We start from the raw sequence: 18,651 nt of genomic DNA on the forward strand, positions 1-18,651 counted from the left end.
TATGAGGAAGAAGCGTGTCTTACCAGGGTTTGGATTATCTCTTGGATTTACAATGCTGTATATGAGTTTATTCGTACTTATACCACTTTCTATCGTATTTATTCAAACTTCGCAGCTAGGCTGGAAGAAGTTCGCACAAGTTATAACGAGTGAGCGCGTGTTGCATTCCTATCAAGTGAGTTTCACAACTTCACTTGCAGCGGCAATCGTAAATGCCATTTTCGGTTTATTAATTGCCTGGGTACTCGTTCGCTACACATTTCCAGGGAAACGGTTATTAGACGGATTAATCGATTTACCATTCGCTCTTCCGACTGCAGTAGCTGGTATTACACTTACGACGCTTTATGCGGAAAATGGATTTATTGGAAAAATATTTAGTGTGTTTCATATAAAAGTAGCTTTTACCCAGCTCGGAATTATTGTTGCACTGACGTTTATTGGCTTACCCTTTGTCGTCAGAATGGTGCAACCAGTACTACAAAGTATTGATAAAGAAGTAGAAGAAGCAGCTTCTAGCTTAGGGGCGTCGCGCTTCCAAATATTTGTGAAAATCATTTTGCCCGAAATATTTCCGGCTCTACTTGCTGGTTTTTCACTCGCCTTTGCGCGGGCATTAGGGGAATATGGATCTGTCGTGTTCATTGCTGGTAATATGCCAATGAAAACAGAAATCGCACCGCTTATGATTATGACGAAACTAGAACAATATGATTATGCAGGCGCAACAGCGGTAGCGGCTGTGATGCTTATTATTTCTCTCCTTTTCCTACTACTTATTAATATGATTCAAACTTGGAGTAGAAGGCACGAACTGAAAAGCGAATAGGAGGGGAGAAAATGGAACCAACATTATTAGAAAAGAAAATAGTAAAAAGCATGTCAGCTAAAAAAGAATCTAAGTTTGTACCAATTCTATTCATTACGATAACAATTTTATTTTTATCTCTCTTTCTATTACTGCCGCTCGTGACAATTTTTATGAAAGCATTTGAACGAGGCGCTGATGTATATATTGCCGCTGTAACAGATCAAGAAGCATTTTCAGCAATCAGGTTAACGCTTCTCGTTGCTTTAATCGTTGTGCCGCTTAATACGATATTCGGAATAGCGGCAGCTTGGCTTATTACGAAGTTTCAGTTTAAAGGAAAGCAAGTATTATTATCTCTTATTGAACTGCCGTTTGCTGTATCACCAGTTATTGCAGGATTAGTATTCGTTTTACTTTTCACACCTCGTGCGAATCTTGGCGGATGGTTATTGGAACACGGGATAAAACTCATCTTCTCTGTCCCTGGCATTATCATTGCGACGATCTTTGTTACGTTTCCATTCGTTGCACGTGAATTAATCCCGGTAATGCAGGCGCAAGGAAAGAGTGAAGAAGAAGCAGCTCTATCACTTGGCGCAAGCGGCTGGAAAATGTTTTGGCGCGTCACATTACCAAATATAAAATGGGGTCTATTATACGGCATGATTTTATGTAATGCCCGCGCCATTGGTGAGTTCGGCGCCGTTTCCGTTGTGTCTGGTCACGTGCGCGGCATGACAAATACAATGCCGCTTCATATTGAAATTTTGTACAATGAATATCAATTTTCAGCAGCGTTCGCTGTGGCGACTTTAATGTCACTTATCGCAGTTTTTACGCTCGTTATAAAAAACTGGATTGAATGGAGAATGGAAAAACGACAATAAGGGGTGAGTGCGGTGAGTATTCAAATTCAAAATGTATCAAAACAATATGGTACATTTCAAGCGCTGACAGACATTCAGTTGGATATTCCAAAAGGAGAACTTGTTGCCTTATTAGGCCCGTCAGGTTCTGGAAAAACGACGTTATTACGAATTATTGCAGGGCTAGAAGAAGCGGATGGAGGCTCGATTTCTTTTGATGGGGAAGATTTAACTGATATTCATGTGAAAAACCGGCAAGTCGGTTTCGTCTTCCAGCACTATGCACTTTTTAAACATATGAATGTATTTGAAAATGTCGCTTTCGGTTTAAAAGTAAGAAAGAAAAATGTAAGACCGTCAGCTGAAGTAATAGAAGAAAAAGTAATAGAACTATTGAAACTAGTAAAAATGGCTGGTTTTGCAAAACGATATCCAGCGCAATTATCTGGCGGACAACGACAGCGTATCGCACTAGCACGGGCACTTGCAGTCGAGCCGAAAATTTTATTGCTAGACGAACCATTTGGTGCACTTGATGCGAAAGTGCGGAAAGAATTACGAAGATGGCTCCGGAAACTACATGACGAATTTCAAATTACGAGCGTATTCGTAACGCATGACCAAGAAGAAGCGTTAGACGTTGCGGACCGCATCGTTGTAATGAATGAAGGACGCATTGAACAAATGGGAACGCCGGAAGAAGTGTATGAAAAACCGGCAAGTCCGTTCGTATATGACTTTTTAGGAAACGTAAACTTATTTCATGGCCGCGTTCATAAAGGTAAGCTAAATGTAGGATCGGTGGAACTAGAAGCACCAGAGCATAAGCACGTCTCAAATGTAGACGGAGTGGGATACGTAAGACCACATCACCTTTCAATCGCTCGTACGAAAGAAAATGTAGATGCCATTCCGGCGAAAGTAACATACTCACATGCAGTTGGCCCTGTCGTATATGTAGAATTGAAGCGCGACGGAACAGATGAGTATTTAGAAGCGGAAATTAGTAAAGAACAGTTCAGACAGCTTAACATTCAAACGGGTGAGTTTGTATACGTACATCCGAGAGAAGTGAAGGTGTTTATTCCGGAGGATTTTGTTATTTAATAGTGGAATGCCGTACCTATACGAGTATTTGTAGGTGCGGCTTTTCTTTGTTTGCGTGAATGTTATATTTTTATATATTCCTCCTCATCAACTCCCCAACCTGCGTCGCAACATACGCAATATCACTATCAATTTCTTCTAACACGTAAGATTCCAAAATCTCCATTACAGCGGTCCCTAAAAATTTTAAAACGATGTGTTTATCAATGTTTTTATTTATAGACGTATTCGTATTTAAATTTTTTTCAATTTCACCCATGATGAAAGTTAATAACTTTTTCTGAAATGATAATGTACTGTTGCTTTTAAACAATGCCGTGAAAAATGGTTTATGCTCTTTGAAGTATTCAAATCATATAACTGTACCTTCAAAATCCCCTTTGTTTTGTAGTAAATACAAGAGTTTTATTATCGTTCGTTTGAAGTGCTTAATATTTACGTTAAACGTGCATAACAAGATATAATAGAAGAAATCAATAAGGAGGCTAGCAGTGAAAAATTTTCGTTATCTCAATATATTCACTATTTTAATTGTATACACACTACTTATGTTTTACATTGGCTGGAACGGCTGGGTTTGGCTCAGTACGGTATTTGGCTGGGAATCTTGGGGATATTACGCTTTCATAGTCGGATTTATTTCATATGCGTATATTCTCGTGCAAGTGTTTAAATTCCTTCCTTTCCTGCGAACTGTCGGTTCAATTTGGTTTGCGGTTATACAATATGCGCTCATGTTATTGCCATTAGCCGATATTGCAGTCTTCTTTTTACAGTTTTCTATAGAGAAAGACACGGCAATTATTTGGACAGGGGCAGTCACTTTACTCGTATTTTTCTTTATCTTCGCATACGGGGTATTTAATGCGTATAGCCCGGTTGTAAGAAAGTATGATGTACATATACCGAAAAAAGTAGAAGGACGTAAAAGTTTACGTATTGCGATGGCTTCGGATATGCATTTCGGTAAATTGTCTGGTGTTGCTCATTTAAAGAGACTTGTCCATCATGTAAATGAAATGGAGCCCGATATTATTTTACTGCCTGGTGATATTATCGACGATCATCCAGGTGTGTTCATTCAAAAAAATATGGGACCAATCATGAAACAGATGAAAGCTCCATTAGGCGTATATGGTGTGTTAGGAAACCATGAATATTACGGCCGAGCTGTTCCTGAGTTTTTACAAGAGATGGATAAGATTGATATTCGTATTCTTTTAGATGAAGTCATTACAATTGAAGATGATTTTTATCTCGTTGGAAGAAGAGATAAAACAGAGCGTGATCGTCAAAGCTTTGAAAATCTAATGAGTACGGTAGATAAATCGCTTCCTGTTATCGCAATGGATCACCAGCCATTTGAATTAAAGCAGGCAGCGGATGCCGGCGTTGATTTACTATTATCAGGTCACACGCACCGCGGACAAATGGCGCCGAACCACATTGTAACGAGAAGAATGTACGAACTAGACTGGGGATACGTACAAAAAGGTGCATTCCACGCCATTGTTTCTTCTGGATTCGGATTCTGGGGACCACCGCTTAGACTTGGAAGTAGATCTGAGATTGTGCAGGTGGAAGTTACGTTTGGATAGGTATGTGAAATAGAGAGCTGAGTGCTCTCTATTTTTTAATTTAAAGGCACAAAATATTCGAGTGAAGTTCTTTATTTACTCTCTGAAAAAAGAGATACTATAAGAAGACTCTGCTTGAAAAGGGGGATTATAAGTGATCATATCAGATGTTATATACGGTGAGTTTAAAGTAGATAAAGTGTTAGAAGAATTAATTTTAAGTAAACATGTGCAAAGGCTGAAAGGGGTTCATCAGGCCGGAGCAAGTTACTTAATGAACGAGAAATGGAATGTAACGCGCTTTGACCATTCAGTTGGTGCTATGTTGTTAATTAAAAAACTTGGTGGTTCAGTAGAAGAACAAATTGCCGGTTTACTGCATGACGTATCGCATACTGCTTTTTCTCATGTGATTGATTACGTTTTTGATAACGAAAATGAAAGTTATCATGAAGAAATATTTAGCTCTGTTGTGAAAAACTCGGAAATCCCGGCGATTCTTTCAAAACATGGTTATAACTATGAAGATATTTTATTAGATGATTCGAAGTGGACGTTACTTGAAAGATCCGCACCAGAATTATGTGCAGACCGAGTGGATTACACATTGAGAGATATGTATACATATGGATATATTTCTTTAGAAGAAGCTCAAAATTTTTTAGATGATTTAATCGAAGTTAATGGGAGAATGGTTCTTCAAAATATTGAAATTGCAGAATGGTTTACGAAGGCGTATTACAAAGAAGTAATCGATTTCTTTATGAAACCAATTAATATTTACGGAAATGATATGTTAGCTAAAACGTTAAAGTTAGCTCTTCATAAAAAGGTTATTCATGCAGATGATTTTCTTCTTGAAGATCATGAGCTGATATCGAAATTGCAGCTATGTAAAGATCAAGAAGTAGATGCTTTATTAAGAAAAGTGCACCCAAGTATAGAAGTAAAAGAAGATAGAAATGAGTATGATCTACATCAGAAAAATAAAGTGCGTCTCATTGACCCGCCATTACTTCGTGAAGGGAAAATCGTTCAGTCGTCTGTCGTATCAGAAAAAATAAGACAGATGAGTGATATCGCTTATGAAAAAGCGGTGAGAGGGATGTATGTGAAAGTGATTTCTAATTAGTTTATTTGTAATAGGAAAAGGTGTCATCAATTATGATGACACCTTTTCGCTTTAAAGGGTTGTTCGTATGGAAATGTGTTACATTTTTACGAGACTGTTTTATTTTACTAGAAAAATACCTTTTATGGTAAAAAATATTTTTTGTAAAGTTTTCCATTAAAAATAATTTGTGAAAAAAGTACTAATTTTTAATGTGACAAAAATAATATATTTTTCAATAATCTCTTTAGAATCTTTCGTTCTTTATATATGGATTTTTCTATTATTTAAGGTAATTCAAAGGTTTTTGTCGTTTTTTGTTGTGATTTTCATATTATGATAAACCAAATGTTCGGAATCAGCCATTATAACAGAAAAAAATTTAAAAAACAGAATTGAATCGCATTGCTTATTTTAATATAATTTATTTGTTAATTAATAACATATTTGGGGTATGATTCTTTATCGCGGCGAGAATTCTTTTTAACATAGGGGGATTTACAGAATGTTTAAAACGGCGGAACCTGAAATGATGAATGATTTAAAAGAAACAGTTTACAAATTCTTTCCAAAAAATATTGCGAAAGAAGAAGAATTGTACGAGGAATCTAAAGAGCATAAACGATTTATAGAGCTAAAAGAAACATTTATAGAAAACAAAAGCTTTCAAAAGGAAGTTTTGTCCTTAATCGAGTCAACATTTTGCGATTATCACGTGTCAGACTATACAGATTTAAACCTATACAATTGTCTAGAGTATAACGTGTTATTAAATGGAAAAGAACCGATGTTAAATGATGATATTGATTGGATACGAAAATCACGAGGCGAGCGCCTTGATCTAGGGGTTTTTGTTAGCTTACTTAATAAATATTATTATTACTACGTATTAAAAACAACATATGATGAAGAGTTAAGAGAATGGACTTTTGAAACAACCGATGTAGAAATGGATACCATTTGTGAATTTGAAAAACTAATGAACACAAAAGGGTTTATAAGAGTAGAACGAGAGGTTGCTAGAACTGCAATTCCTGATATAGAAACGGAATGTTTACGTATGGGGGAAGTTAACGTGTTTCACGCTTTATTCACGGATTCTGTTAGTGAAATATAAAATTGTTACATTGTTTAGGGCATTATTAAAAGGGATGAGTAGGAAATAGTAGTTAGTTTTTTCTAATCTTTTATCATTATTAAGATTTCGAAAGTTACTGTTTTTAGTGAGTAGTAAACGAAAAAAGAAGTAGCATATCATTTTTTAATGTGCTACTTCTTTTTCAGTATCAATCAAACCAATTCCAAACCTCAATATCTCCAAGAGTCGCATAACGTATGTGAGGCGAGTTTTGTAATTTTAATAATTCTTTTGACGGGCCAGTAATGACAATGCCGTATACTTTTACGCCGTTATCTTTTACATATTTATAACGTTTATCTAAATTTAGTTCGCTTTCAGGAAGCATAGCAACTGTACTTACAGTTTTTTTATGTGTAGAAAGAATACGCATCATTTCAATTACTTTGTCTTCTTGCGTATTCTGTTTTTCTGTTTCATCATCAAGGAATCCTATATGTTCTGGAAATCCTATAAAGTCGCTTCCAGATAGTATGAAATCTTCTTCATGTATTCTTTCTTGTCCTGTGTCTAAAGCGTACCATACAGGAGTTGGAGGGAGTTCTTGTGCTTCAAATACACTATATAAAAGTGGCTCTAATTCTTGTAAAGTGTAAGCTTTGTCAAAAGAAATTGCTACTTCTGCAACTGTTCCCTCATGTACCTTTGCAAGGGTATCCCAAACCTTTTTAGATGCTTCTTTCAAATAATCACCTTGTTTTATTTTTGGATGAACAAAGTGGATGTTCGGTTGATAGTGCATATTCACCCAAGATTGATTTGTGATATTTAAAGAAGATAAGAAGCTGCTCGTTTCTATTGTACCGAGTGGCATTTCTTTTTTACCAATCGTTTTTACTAAATCAAATTGGCTGTTTGTTCGAAAGAAAGCTTCTACACTTGTTCCGCCGCCCATAACGCGGCTATTTGGGATAGTTGCTTCAAGTGCAAGAGAGGGAACATCTCTTATTTCTTCTAGCCTTTTATCATTATTAGCTTGAAAATAAAAGGCAGACAATACTCCGCCGATCATATATATAACGATACAAATTGCTAGTATAAAACCAAGCGTTTGTAAACGATGTTTCCACTTAATCCTCCAAAAAGGAACTTTAAGATCTTTTGGTGGTAACTTTTTCTTAACGGGTTCTGTTTTTATTAATAATGCATCCAAATGCACTTCACACTCTTCACATGTCTCAATATGACTTTCTAATTTTTCTTGTTCGTCATGTGTGAGTGTTCCGTCTTCATATTTCTCCCACAGTTTTTTAAACTCTGCACAGCCCATCTGCATCACTCCTTTATGATTTTTGCTTCTTTTCGTCCGCGGTGTAATTCAATTTTTACTTTTGCTAACGAGAGACCGGTCATTTCTGCTATTTCCTTATAGGGGAATCCGTAGTAATCTCGTAGTAGCAACACATTTCGTCTTTCGAGCGGAAGTGAGGATATGCTTTGTAACCAACTAGTAATCTCATGTTTTACGAAATAAGAGTGCTCTGTACTTGGCACGTTTGGTAAATGGAATTCTTCAATTTGCGTTGTTTTATACTTCTTTTCTTTTCGGTACCAATCGATAAAGGCGTTGTAGGCAATTGTAAATAACCACGGCCTAATTTCTGCTCCTTTATAATAGTCAATATGGACGAGCATTCGGTAGAAAGTTTCTTGCATGAGGTCTTCAGCACAGTGGGGATCTCCGGTCAGGGAGAGAAGATAGCGAAATAAATCATGCATATGCTCTGAGTAAATGTCTTCTAATGATTGACTTTGTTTCACTACATTTCCCTCCCTTCATACATAACAACGAAATACATATAAAAAAGTTACATTTTTTTATGGAATTATAGTAAAAAACGTCAAGAATTGGATAGGATTCTCTTTTATCATAATACATATAAGGCGGGTGAACAGAGTTGGAAAGCTATGAAACTCAAATTCAAAGGGCAATTGATTATATTGAAGAAGATGTAATGGAAAAGCAAACGCTACGTAATTTAGCTCGCATTGCATGTTTTTCTGAATCGCATTTTCATCGTGTATTTCAGGCGTTAGTAGGCGATACAGTAATGGAGTATGTTCGGAAGAGGAGGTTAGCCCGGGCAGCTTATCAAATTTCTCATACGGATGAAAAAATTATTGATGTCGCATTTGAGCATGGCTTTCAATCTCACGAGACGTTCACGAGAGCCTTTAAAAAATTATTTCAAATGACACCAAGTGAATATCGAAAACAAGAAATTGAAACACCGATGTATTATAGAGTGAATGTAAAACAAAGAAAATTAAATCCATATTTAGGGGGCATACAAATGGAATATCGTATTGTAAATAAACCAGAATTTTTAATGGCGGGTTATGAGCTGAAGACGACAAGTAAAGAGGGGAAAAATCATCAAGATATCCCGGTCTTCTGGCAGGAGTATTTACAAAAGGATCTTGGAACGACAATTCCAAATCGTAAAGATACGAGCCAATGGGTAGAGCTTGGATTATGTACAGATTTTAATTTAGAAACAGGGGACTTCACTTATATTATCGGAATGGAAGTTACAGACTTTGACAATGTACCAAATGCAATTGCAAAGCGTACATTCCCATCCGCAACGTATGCAGTATTTACAACGCCAAAAGTTCCTCATGAAGAAATGGTATCGTCTATTCACCAAACGTGGAATGCAGTATTCTCAGAATGGTTCCCGCATTCAGGATATGAACATTGCGGAGTTACAGAGTTTGAACTATACGATGAGCGTTGCCATGCAGATAAGAGTGAGTTCGCTCAAGTTGAGCTTTGGATACCGGTGAAGAAGAAATAATAGGAGGAAAAGTGAACCACTGAGTGGTTCGCTTTTTTATTTCGTAAAAGCCGGATTGTTTCGGGTTAAAATGTTGAATCGTTGTTTGTAAGGAGCATGAAACAGCCGATCTTGTAATATAGATTGTTATATTTGACGATTTTTGTCGACAAATCGATATATCTTGAAAATCGCTGATATATTTGGAGTTACGGTCGATATATTTGAAAAATCGCTGATATATTTCGAGTTGCGCCGATATATTTAGAAAATCGTCGATATAATTTCATTTATCAACAAATTAACCGGAAAAGAGAAAAAAAAGACACTCAATATAAGTTTATTCACCGAATAATTACCAAAAACAGAAAAGGCGCCATATAGCACCTTTTCTATGAACTAAACGGAAACACAAGTATAATCGTCGTTCCTTTTCCGAGTTCACTATCAATGGAAATCGTTCCGTTATGGGCATGAACGAGCTGTTTTGTAATGGCGAGGCCAAGGCCAGTTCCGATGTTGCTTTCTTCTGTATTCGTTCCTCTGTAATATCGCTCGAATAGAAGCTCTTTCGTTTTATCGTCCATACCTTTTCCGTCATCTGAAATAGATAGTGTAAATGAATTTGTATTTTGCGAAAGTTTTACGATTACGTTTGTTGTTTCATTATTATGTTTTACAGCGTTTGCTAATAAGTTTTCGATAATACGTTGGAACCATTTTTCTTCAATAAAATATTGGATTTTGCTTGAACTTGGCACGAATTCAATGTTTTGATTTTGTAGTGTAGGGTTATTAATAAATTGTAATAATACTTTTTGGACGAACTGATTAATTTCAACATTTACGTGTTGTGCAGGAAGAGTATCATTTTTTAATTGATATGTTAAGCTTAAGTCGTCAATTAATGTAGTCATATATTGAGATTTTTCTTTCATTACATGGCCAAATTGTTGAATGTCTTGATCAGTCCAATTATATTGCTTCGATTCTAGTAATAATGCATAGCCGTATATAGAGCTAAGCGGTGTTTTTAGATCATGCGTCAGGCCGGTAATCCACTCTTCACGTGTTTGTTGCAAAACTTTTCTCATTGCATCGTTCTTTTTCAAAGTAATAGAAAGGTGCTCTAGTGAGTTTGTAACATCTTTAAATATGCGGAACGACCATTTTTCTTTACCGGAGCGCCGGAACCGAACAGGTTTGCCTTTTTTACTAACAGGCTCTTCATATTTTCCACCAGCTATGTTTTTAAGCCAGCGCATCGTGTGTAATAGAGGCTTTCCAAACTTATTTCCATACCAAATTGAAAGAATGACTAAATAAACAAACACAATAAGGAGGATTAAGCTACATCCGATTAGAAGTTTCTTGGTAAATACATCATCTAATACATCATCTGGATAATAATGAGCGTTTGGGGCGGATACAACGACGAGATGACCGCTATTTGAATCGTAAAAACTAGATATAATTTCTTTATAATTCCACGGTTCTTTTTCATTAAGAGCCGTTTTTATAGCCGAAAATGTTTTTTTCTTCCCAGTTGGATAGGAAAAAACTTCTTCGCCATTGTTATTAAATATTTGCAGTGTTGCTTTTTCTTTAGAAAGTAATTGTTTTTCTTGTTCAGTTAATGTAAATTCATTTAATGATAAAGAAGGATGTCCTTGTTGTATCGTTTTTAGTAATGCATTACTTTTTAGTTTGGCACCGTAAATAACGAGCACTGGTTTCTTTTCTAATTTAATTTCCCAATAGTTAAGCTTATAAAGATTTTCGCTACTATTTTGTAAATATGTAAGTAAGGATGTCTTCGTGTAAGAAGTCGGAACATCGTTAGGTGTATTAAAGTTGTAAAGGGCCTTTCCATCTTCATCTACAATCTGAAGCCAATCACTCTTTTCTGTTATTAAATCTTTCACCTTAGAATTTAAAGTAATATTATTTCCTTCGGAAGAAATATATTCGGAGATTGTAAAGGTATCATAATCAGAAATATTAGGTTCATATAAAGTACTATTAAGAAGAAAAATTAAATAAGAAAAAGAAGCAACTACTGCGATAAGTAACGTAACTAAGACAAAAACGTGTTGTAAGATAAACTGGATTATAAGTCGTTTATTAAAATTCATATCGTTAACCTACTTTGTAACGAACTTATAGCCAAGTCCACGAACTGTTTTGATGTACAATGGATTACTTGGATTTTGTTCAATTTTTTCACGTAGTTTTCGAATGTGAACCATAACAGTATTGTCATCGCCATTATAGGCTGGTGCTCCCCAAACTTTTTCGTATATTTCTTCTTTCGAAAATACGTAGTTCGGATTCTCGCAAAAGAAGAGTAGTAGTTGAAACAGTTGAGCGGAACATTCGACAACGTTCCCATCTACTGTTAGTTCCGCAGAATGTTGATCAATTTCAAATCTCCCAAATGAAATGGAGTGTGCGTTTTGTTCGTGTGGTACTGTTTGTTTCATATGTCTCCGAAGTTGTGCTTTCATACGAGCTACGACTTCTAATGGATTAAATGGCTTCGTAATATAATCATCTGCACCGTATGAAAATCCAGATATTTTATCTAAATCAGATGCCTTCGCTGATAGGAAGAAAATCGGACAATCTGTTTGTTGGCGAATAATCGGACAAATATCAAAACCAGATTGTCCAGGAAGCATGACATCTAAAATAATTAAATCGTAATTGTTTTTTTCGGTGAGAGATAAAGCTAATTCAGCTGATGTTGCAGTTGTAATATGAGAAAAACCTTCTTTTTCAAGAATGGTAGTTAGTAGTTGTAAAATTGCTGTTTCATCATCGATGAGTAATATATTTGCTTGATACATAAGAATCCCCCTTAATTTCCTCGAATATCATATCATCTTTTTGTAACATATGGAATTTTTAAGGAAAATTTAAGGTTTTCTTTCACAAAAAATTAAGAATCAAATGATATGATAAAAGTAACATAGGGGAGGAGATGAGTGTGAATCCGTTTCAAATGATGCGAGCTAGATATTTTTTAATTGTATTTGCACTATTAATTTTAGTAGCGAGAAGTAGTGGGGAATTGTTAGAAAGTACATTTCATATACAAAATTCTTCTTTTATAAATATACTTATATTTTATATCCTTCCGATTGCATGGATTTTTTATGAGTATAGAAAGCACCGTGTTTCATTTTCATTATTTGTTAATAAAAATGAAACATTTAACTTGGTGCAAGTTTTGTACATCGCGATTATGCTTTGTATGTTTAGTTACGGCTATCTTATTTTGTACATGTACAGCTTTGCATGGATTACACCAGATTTTATTATGAATGCCTTGCACGAACCGATTATAGATAGTACCGGGGGATATGTATATCAATTTATTATGGTTGTATTTATCGCACCTATTATTGGTGAATTTGTTTTTCGAGGATTTTTACTTCAGCGTTTTGCAGCAAAATGGGGAACGAGTGTAGCGATGATTGCAGTGGCACTTTTATTTGCGATATTACATGTCGATTTTCTTGGTGCCGCCGTATTTAGTATCGTATTATCAATCGTATATATTCGTACGAAAAGCTTACTCATGCCAATTGCGATACATATGTTAAACAATACATTTGTACTCTGTGCATCTTTCCTAGTAAGTAGAGAAAAAATCATGAGTTTTGCAGATTTCTCAAACTATACGACGTTCTTTCCAGGACTTATTATTTTTATAACAGGATTAAATTTAGTACTCATCTTTTTATTTGTTAACCGCAAATACTGGAGTAAAGAAGTGCCAGTTATATATGTAGAGCAGGAAAAAATCTTTTCAGACGTAGTGGGGAGTAAATGAGATGAAGAAGACGATTGAAAAAATATTGAAAGACATTATAGATTCTACGTCTATTACAGATATGTGTGATAGAAACGTTTGCCATTGGCTTCAACCTGTAGTAGATACGAATTGTGTTTCCAGAGTATTACTTATTTTCTAGTACTCATTTAAAAGAAAATATTATTTCTCTTCTTATTGTATTAGGGGTTTTACTAATATTTGGTCTAATTGTAGAAGAAATGATGAAGCGCATCTTCAGAAAAAATGAAGAGAAGTATATGTGGGTTCATAAAATATTCGTGAAAGTAATAGTGGCTTTCCTTTTATTTTATAGTATGAAAACAATCATTTACTTTATAGCTTTGAAACATCATTAATTCGAAATTTGAAAGGGATGTATAAAATTATATGAATGAAACGATATCGTCAAATAAGTTTTTTTATTTGATTTTACTTAGCATAGTGCTAATAACGACAGTAAATGTTATTCTCCGCTGGGAGGAAGCCTACTTTTTCATGTATTTAGCGCTCCATTTATTAGGGGTTTTATGTATAAGTGGTGGCATGGTTACTGAAAAAAAGAGTGACGAAAGTGTTAACTATATGTGTGTGATCGGTCTTGTTTTACTTTTAGCTGTACAAGGTATTATGAAATATAGTTCTTTTTCTGTACAAGATTTCAGTTTGTTAATAGATGTACTGCCTTAAGGGGGGAGTATCTATGTTATCGAAGAAACAAATAGGATATATACTTGTTTTAGTAGGTTTTTTTACGATTATTATAACGACGCTATTTTTTCAAGACTATGAATATATAAAATATGTAAAAGGCGCCGGTTTAATGTGTTGGTTTGTAAGTGCTTTTCTTATTCCGGATTATGAACCGAGGAAAGTGTCTAAAAATAGGTGAAACTCTTCTTGTAATAGAAGAGTTTTTTTATGTAAATTGAACGGGCTAGAACAATTCTCACGATTAGCTTGTTCTAATTTTGAAAGTAGGAACTTACAATAATAATAGACAGGCAGCATAGAGGAGGGAATAGCGTGAGGAAAGTTATTGGGTGGTCGCTTTTTTTATACGTTGGGTTTGCGTTACTTATATATTGGTATTTATTTGGTTGGAATCATGAACTCATTCCGGATATGTATAAAGGAACGAGGGCAGATCCAGAGACTTTTATGAATGCGAGGGAGCTTGCGCTAAGCCAAGATTATTCGCGCGTGAAAAATTTACTGTATTTTTTAGCGACGCCTCTTGAATGGATTATTTTATTATTTGTACTCGTGCTCGGTATTTCAAGAAAGTTTGAGAAATGGTCGAAGGAAACGACCAAAATAAATGTCTTACAAGTTGCGATTTATTTCTTTTATTTATCACTACTAACAACAGTTCTTGCATTACCGATGCAATGGATCGGGCGTAAAGTATCCGTTGATTACGGAATATCTACGCAAAGCACACAAAGCTGGATAAAAGATCATGTCATTGGTTTTTGGGAGAGTTATGCGACTATGTTAATCGTAGTTGCGGTTCTTTTGTGGCTTATCCGTAAATTCCCGAAGAGATGGTGGTTAGCAGGATGGGCGCTCTCTGTACCATTTACAATCTTTTTAACATTCATACAGCCTGTCGTTATTGATCCGCTTTATAACGACTTCTCGACGCTGAAAAATAAAGAATTAGAAACGAAAATTTTAGCGATGGCAGACAAAGCGGACATTCCTGCTAAACACGTATATGAAGTAAATATGTCAGAAAAAACGAATGCCTTAAATGCGTACGTAACAGGAATTGGCCCTAACGCCCGTATTGTAATGTGGGATACGACGCTTCAGCAATTAAAAGATAAAGAGATTTTATTTATAATGGCTCATGAAATGGGACATTACGTAATGAAACATATATATTGGGGCGTTGCGAGCTATGTCTTGCTATCGTTTATAGGTATGTATGTAATTAGTCGTATTATAAATATGTGTATTCGAAAATGGGGAGATACACTGCAAATTCCAAAATTAGCGTGTTTCTCAATTTTACCTTTATTTTTCTTAATTTCCTCTTTATTATCTTTTGCATCACAACCAGCAACAAACTACGTTTCTCGTATAGAAGAACGAGCGGCGGATCAATACGCTTTAGATATGACGAAAGATGGGGAATCTGGTGTGAAAACTTTTCAATATTTATCAAAAACAAGTTTAAGCCAAGTGAATCCGCCTGCGTTAGTGAAATTTTTCTTATACACACATCCGCCAATTTTTGAAAGAATTCATACGTTTGAACAATATGAAAAACAAAAGAAGCAGTAGTTTACTGCTTCTTTTTATTATGGATGATTCGAGTTTTGGAAGATTATAGTGTATAATTCGTAGAATATTCAGTGAAAAGTTTAGGAGGTTAATATTTTGTTTCATTCAAAATCAATGCCGGCAATAAAAATGATACTATCGATGTCTATTTTCGGATCGATTGGATTTTTTTCAGTACAAACAGGTTTACCTTCCTTTGAATTAGTGTTTATTCGCTGTATTTGTGCGACTGTATTTTTAACATTATGTTGGTTCGTAACAGGGCAATATAAAAATGAGAAATGGAACAAAAAAGAAATGATACAAATATTAGCTTGTGGTGTATTTCTCGTTTTTAACTGGGTATTTTTATTTAAAGCGTTTGAAGTCATGTCGATTACAATTGCGATTTCTGTATATCATCTTGCACCAATCATCGTATTAATGATTGGTAGTATTGTATTTAAAGAGAGGCTTACAGTATTTTCCGTTCTATCAATCATTATTTGTTTTATCGGTACGGTTTTAATAGCTGGAGTAGACGGAAATGTATCGCTTGAGAAATTAATGTCATCTGGCATGGTGTGGGCGCTTCTTGCAGCTGTATTTTATGCATTTACAACGTTACTAGGAAAAGGAATTAAACATACGAGTGCATATGCGATGACATTTTTACAAACTTTTTCAGGTATATTTTTATTACTACCATTCATAGATTTCGGGAAATTTCAAGGATTAACAGAGATGAACTGGATGATGATCACAGCGACAGGTCTTATACATACTGGGTTTGTATATTACTTGTTTTTTGACAGTTTAAGAGATTTATCGACGAGACTTATTTCTGTATTAGTATTTTTAGATCCTGCGGTTGCAATACTATTAGATACAGTTTTTACCGGATTTAGACCGACTAGTATGCAAATAGTAGGGATTGTGCTTATATTTGTAGGAATGGCACTTACTTTCTGGAAGCCGAGGGATGAAAGAGTGAAAGTGTACTCAGAAGCATAATATTTAACGGGATTAAAAGTAGCTACGTCATTAACGTTAATAGGTGGAATGTTTTTTAGTGCAAATGGACAATATTTGCACTTTTTTTGTCTGAAAAATGAAGTTTTTATAAGCAAAGGATTTAATGAAAATCTTATAGAATATGTTAGTGTACAACATTGTAAATCCTTTGAAACTGAAGAAGGATTTACAGAGTGTACGTCATAATAATTTGTCTATGATTCGGTATACCAATTGAAATGAGGACGAATTTGCTTTCCTTTAGTAGTAATCTTCAAAATAATAGATGTTAAAAATGAATGTATTACATGAGATTTGCAAATACAGCATATGTAATATGGAAAAAGAATGTAGTCTATTATTTTCCATTTTAATGAAGTGGAAATGAAGGAGAGAGGGCAATGAAGAAAAGAATGTTGCGTATAATGACGGCAGCGACTATTATGGGTGGTTTATTATTAAATGCAAATGTTCCTAATATAAAAGCAGAAGAGTATCCAGAAATGATTGTATTTGATGATGTTCCAGTAGACTATTGGGCATATGAATATATTATAGACGTTGCATATAATAAAGTTATGCTAGGTTATGGAAATGGGAAATTTGGTGTTGGCGATAATGTAACGCGAGAACAAGTGGCGGCAGTACTGTATCGCGCACTTAATATAAAACATGAAGGACCGTTACATAATCCGTATAAAGATATTTCTGAAAGATCAACAATGTTTCCAAAGGAAATTTTAGCATTAACAGAACATGGTATTTTTAAAGGCGATGAGAAGGGGAATTTCAGACCGAGGGAAACGATAACACGTGCAGAAGTAGCACAAGTCCTTACACGAGCATTTTCATTTGAAGTGAAGAAGAAACATACATTTATAGATGTACCAAATAATTATTGGGCAAAAAATGCAATTAGTGCATTGCAATCTAATAATGTCATAATAGGAACAGGGAATGGAAAATTTGAACCAAATAAATTTGTAACACGTGAGCAATATGCAGCATTTTTATATAAGGCTATTATTAATTTTCATTTGAAAGATGAGAAGTATTAAGCGGAAATTCAAAAGTTGTTTAATAGTAAGGTGAAAATATTTTAATTATAGTAATATGTTATTTTGAAAAAAGCGCAAAAGTTTCGCGTTTTTTTTTTTTTTTTTTTTTTTTTTTATATGTAATTTATGTATATTTATTCATCTTAATACAAAACAGGAATTTACTAAATATGGAAAAATCAGGTGCGTTAAAGTGACAATTCATAAGAAAAAGACATTGTTTAGTAACTTTATTATCAACGAAGTGTAAAGGGAAGTATGTGAAAAATTGTTCGCAAATTAGACAAAACTTATATAAATAAGTATATTGATACTTTTTTATTAATTCTTTATATTAGAAAAAAGTATGTTTTTAGGGGGAAAATGCGGTGAAGAAAAAGTTTTTAAAAATAGCAACGGCTTTAACAATTATGGGTGGAGTTGTATTAAGTGCAGAAGGTACTAAAGTAAATGCTGAAGTAGTTGTGAAGCAACAACAACAAGCAAATTCTGTTGTATTTAAAGATGTACCGCAAGGTCATTGGTCTTCTGAAGCTATTCACACTCTAGCAGGCTGGGGAATCATTAATGGTTATGGAAATGGGAATTTTGGTGTTGGTGATAATGTAACACGTGAGCAAGTAGCGGCTTTAATTTATCGTACGATTGATTTTAGCGAAGTGTTTGAGGAAGGCGACGTACTTGAGAATCCATACAAAGATATTAATGAAAACTCAACAATGTTCATAGAAGAAATTTTAGTATTAACAGAAGTAGGTATCTTAAAAGGTGATGGAACTGGGAACTTTAGACCGAAGGATACGCTAACACGTGCGGAAATGGCACAGGTTCTTACGAATGCTTTTGAATTAGAAGCAAAGGGACCTCATACTTTTAATGATGTTCCAGCAGATTCATGGGCAAAAAATGCAATTAGCGCAATACAAACAAATAATATTACAAATGGAATAGGAGAAAATAAATTTGGTCCGTCTATGAGTGTAACGCGTGAACAATATGCAACATTCTTATATAGAGCAATTTTAAATGATGAGCAACAATAATTTATAAAAGGAGCTGGTGTTATACAACACCAGCTCT

Annotated in this window: 18 protein-coding genes and 2 pseudogenes; 15 read left to right on the plus strand and 5 right to left on the minus strand. The window is 34.8% G+C overall.

All coding sequences use genetic code 11. The features are described from left to right. The first annotated feature begins 1 nt into the window (after position 1). The 3 genes from cysT to NSQ47_RS00470 are packed head-to-tail and all read left to right on the plus strand — an operon-like array spanning position 2 to position 2,784. Positions 2-829, plus strand: a complete 828-nt coding sequence (cysT, locus tag NSQ47_RS00460) for a sulfate ABC transporter permease subunit CysT (protein WP_002149992.1) — start codon at positions 2-4, stop codon at positions 827-829. An 11-nt stretch (positions 830-840) separates the two neighbouring features. Beyond that, on the plus strand, positions 841-1,698 hold the full coding sequence (gene cysW, locus NSQ47_RS00465) for a sulfate ABC transporter permease subunit CysW (RefSeq protein WP_341035804.1): 858 nt from the start codon (positions 841-843) through the stop codon (positions 1,696-1,698). Positions 1,699-1,710: 12 nt separating this feature from the next. Continuing rightward, positions 1,711-2,784: a sulfate/molybdate ABC transporter ATP-binding protein gene (locus NSQ47_RS00470; RefSeq protein WP_341035805.1), complete on the plus strand. Its 1,074-nt coding sequence runs from the start codon at positions 1,711-1,713 to the stop codon at positions 2,782-2,784. Between the two features lie 70 nt (positions 2,785-2,854). Here the strand turns inward: NSQ47_RS00470 and NSQ47_RS00475 are convergent. Then, a pseudogene (locus NSQ47_RS00475) lies at positions 2,855-3,181 on the minus strand (TetR-like C-terminal domain-containing protein); the annotation flags it as partial. A gap of 94 nt (positions 3,182-3,275) precedes the next feature. Between NSQ47_RS00475 and NSQ47_RS00480 the strand changes: the two are divergent. The 3 genes from NSQ47_RS00480 to NSQ47_RS00490 all read left to right on the plus strand — a co-directional run bounded on the left by NSQ47_RS00480 (position 3,276) and on the right by NSQ47_RS00490 (position 6,589). Continuing rightward, entirely contained in the window at positions 3,276-4,382 is a 1,107-nt protein-coding gene (locus tag NSQ47_RS00480) for a metallophosphoesterase (protein ID WP_341035807.1), read from the plus strand. Between the two features lie 133 nt (positions 4,383-4,515). Then, on the plus strand, positions 4,516-5,493 hold the full coding sequence (locus NSQ47_RS00485; RefSeq protein ID WP_341035809.1) for an HD domain-containing protein: 978 nt from the start codon (positions 4,516-4,518) through the stop codon (positions 5,491-5,493). Positions 5,494-5,977: 484 nt separating this feature from the next. Further along, positions 5,978-6,589, plus strand: a complete 612-nt coding sequence (locus tag NSQ47_RS00490; protein WP_002202834.1) for a hypothetical protein — start codon at positions 5,978-5,980, stop codon at positions 6,587-6,589. A 169-nt stretch (positions 6,590-6,758) separates the two neighbouring features. On the opposite strand, the gene NSQ47_RS00495 is transcribed toward NSQ47_RS00490, so the two are convergent. Together NSQ47_RS00495 and NSQ47_RS00500 are read right to left on the minus strand one after the other, a co-directional pair. Further along, positions 6,759-7,880: an anti-sigma factor gene (locus tag NSQ47_RS00495; protein ID WP_341035810.1), complete on the minus strand. Its 1,122-nt coding sequence runs from the start codon at positions 7,878-7,880 to the stop codon at positions 6,759-6,761. A 5-nt stretch (positions 7,881-7,885) separates the two neighbouring features. Further along, the gene (locus tag NSQ47_RS00500; protein WP_078179685.1) at positions 7,886-8,371 is read right to left on the minus strand and encodes an RNA polymerase sigma factor; all 486 of its coding nucleotides are present in this window, start codon (positions 8,369-8,371) and stop codon (positions 7,886-7,888) included. A 137-nt stretch (positions 8,372-8,508) separates the two neighbouring features. Here NSQ47_RS00500 and NSQ47_RS00505 point away from each other — a divergent pair, with 137 nt between their 5' ends. Next, a complete protein-coding gene (locus NSQ47_RS00505) occupies positions 8,509-9,411 on the plus strand; it encodes an AraC family transcriptional regulator (RefSeq protein ID WP_341035811.1) in 903 nt (300 codons plus the stop codon). Positions 9,412-9,782: 371 nt separating this feature from the next. On the opposite strand, the gene NSQ47_RS00510 is transcribed toward NSQ47_RS00505, so the two are convergent. Both NSQ47_RS00510 and NSQ47_RS00515 read right to left on the minus strand, forming a co-directional pair. After that, the gene (locus NSQ47_RS00510; protein WP_341035812.1) at positions 9,783-11,525 is read right to left on the minus strand and encodes a sensor histidine kinase; all 1,743 of its coding nucleotides are present in this window, start codon (positions 11,523-11,525) and stop codon (positions 9,783-9,785) included. Between the two features lie 9 nt (positions 11,526-11,534). Beyond that, on the minus strand, positions 11,535-12,239 hold the full coding sequence (locus tag NSQ47_RS00515) for a response regulator transcription factor (RefSeq protein ID WP_002158935.1): 705 nt from the start codon (positions 12,237-12,239) through the stop codon (positions 11,535-11,537). A 140-nt stretch (positions 12,240-12,379) separates the two neighbouring features. Between NSQ47_RS00515 and NSQ47_RS00520 the strand changes: the two genes are divergently transcribed. The 8 genes and pseudogenes from NSQ47_RS00520 to NSQ47_RS00555 all read left to right on the plus strand — a co-directional run bounded on the left by NSQ47_RS00520 (position 12,380) and on the right by NSQ47_RS00555 (position 18,614). Next, the gene (locus tag NSQ47_RS00520) at positions 12,380-13,228 is read left to right on the plus strand and encodes a CPBP family intramembrane glutamic endopeptidase (RefSeq protein ID WP_341035813.1); all 849 of its coding nucleotides are present in this window, start codon (positions 12,380-12,382) and stop codon (positions 13,226-13,228) included. Between the two features lies 1 nt (position 13,229). Beyond that, a pseudogene (locus NSQ47_RS00525) lies at positions 13,230-13,587 on the plus strand (hypothetical protein). Positions 13,588-13,618: 31 nt separating this feature from the next. Continuing rightward, positions 13,619-13,918 carry a DUF2101 family protein gene (locus NSQ47_RS00530; protein WP_002201425.1) on the plus strand — a complete coding sequence of 100 codons (300 nt, stop codon included), beginning with the start codon at positions 13,619-13,621 and terminating at the stop codon, positions 13,916-13,918. A gap of 13 nt (positions 13,919-13,931) precedes the next feature. After that, positions 13,932-14,120, plus strand: a complete 189-nt coding sequence (locus NSQ47_RS00535; RefSeq protein WP_002201424.1) for a hypothetical protein — start codon at positions 13,932-13,934, stop codon at positions 14,118-14,120. Positions 14,121-14,254: 134 nt separating this feature from the next. After that, positions 14,255-15,520, plus strand: coding sequence for a M48 family metallopeptidase (locus NSQ47_RS00540; RefSeq protein WP_341035814.1), 1,266 nt, complete (start codon positions 14,255-14,257; stop codon positions 15,518-15,520). Between the two features lie 96 nt (positions 15,521-15,616). Then, positions 15,617-16,513: a DMT family transporter gene (locus NSQ47_RS00545; protein ID WP_341035815.1), complete on the plus strand. Its 897-nt coding sequence runs from the start codon at positions 15,617-15,619 to the stop codon at positions 16,511-16,513. 401 nt (positions 16,514-16,914) lie between these two features. Continuing rightward, on the plus strand, positions 16,915-17,571 hold the full coding sequence (locus NSQ47_RS00550; RefSeq protein ID WP_002201421.1) for an S-layer homology domain-containing protein: 657 nt from the start codon (positions 16,915-16,917) through the stop codon (positions 17,569-17,571). Between the two features lie 368 nt (positions 17,572-17,939). Then, positions 17,940-18,614, plus strand: coding sequence for an S-layer homology domain-containing protein (locus NSQ47_RS00555; RefSeq protein ID WP_341035816.1), 675 nt, complete (start codon positions 17,940-17,942; stop codon positions 18,612-18,614). Positions 18,615-18,651: the final 37 nt, after the last annotated feature.

This window comes from Bacillus sp. FSL R10-2780 (assembly GCF_038006125.1).
Taxonomy (GTDB): Bacteria; Bacillota; Bacilli; order Bacillales; family Bacillaceae_G; genus Bacillus_A; species Bacillus_A cereus_U.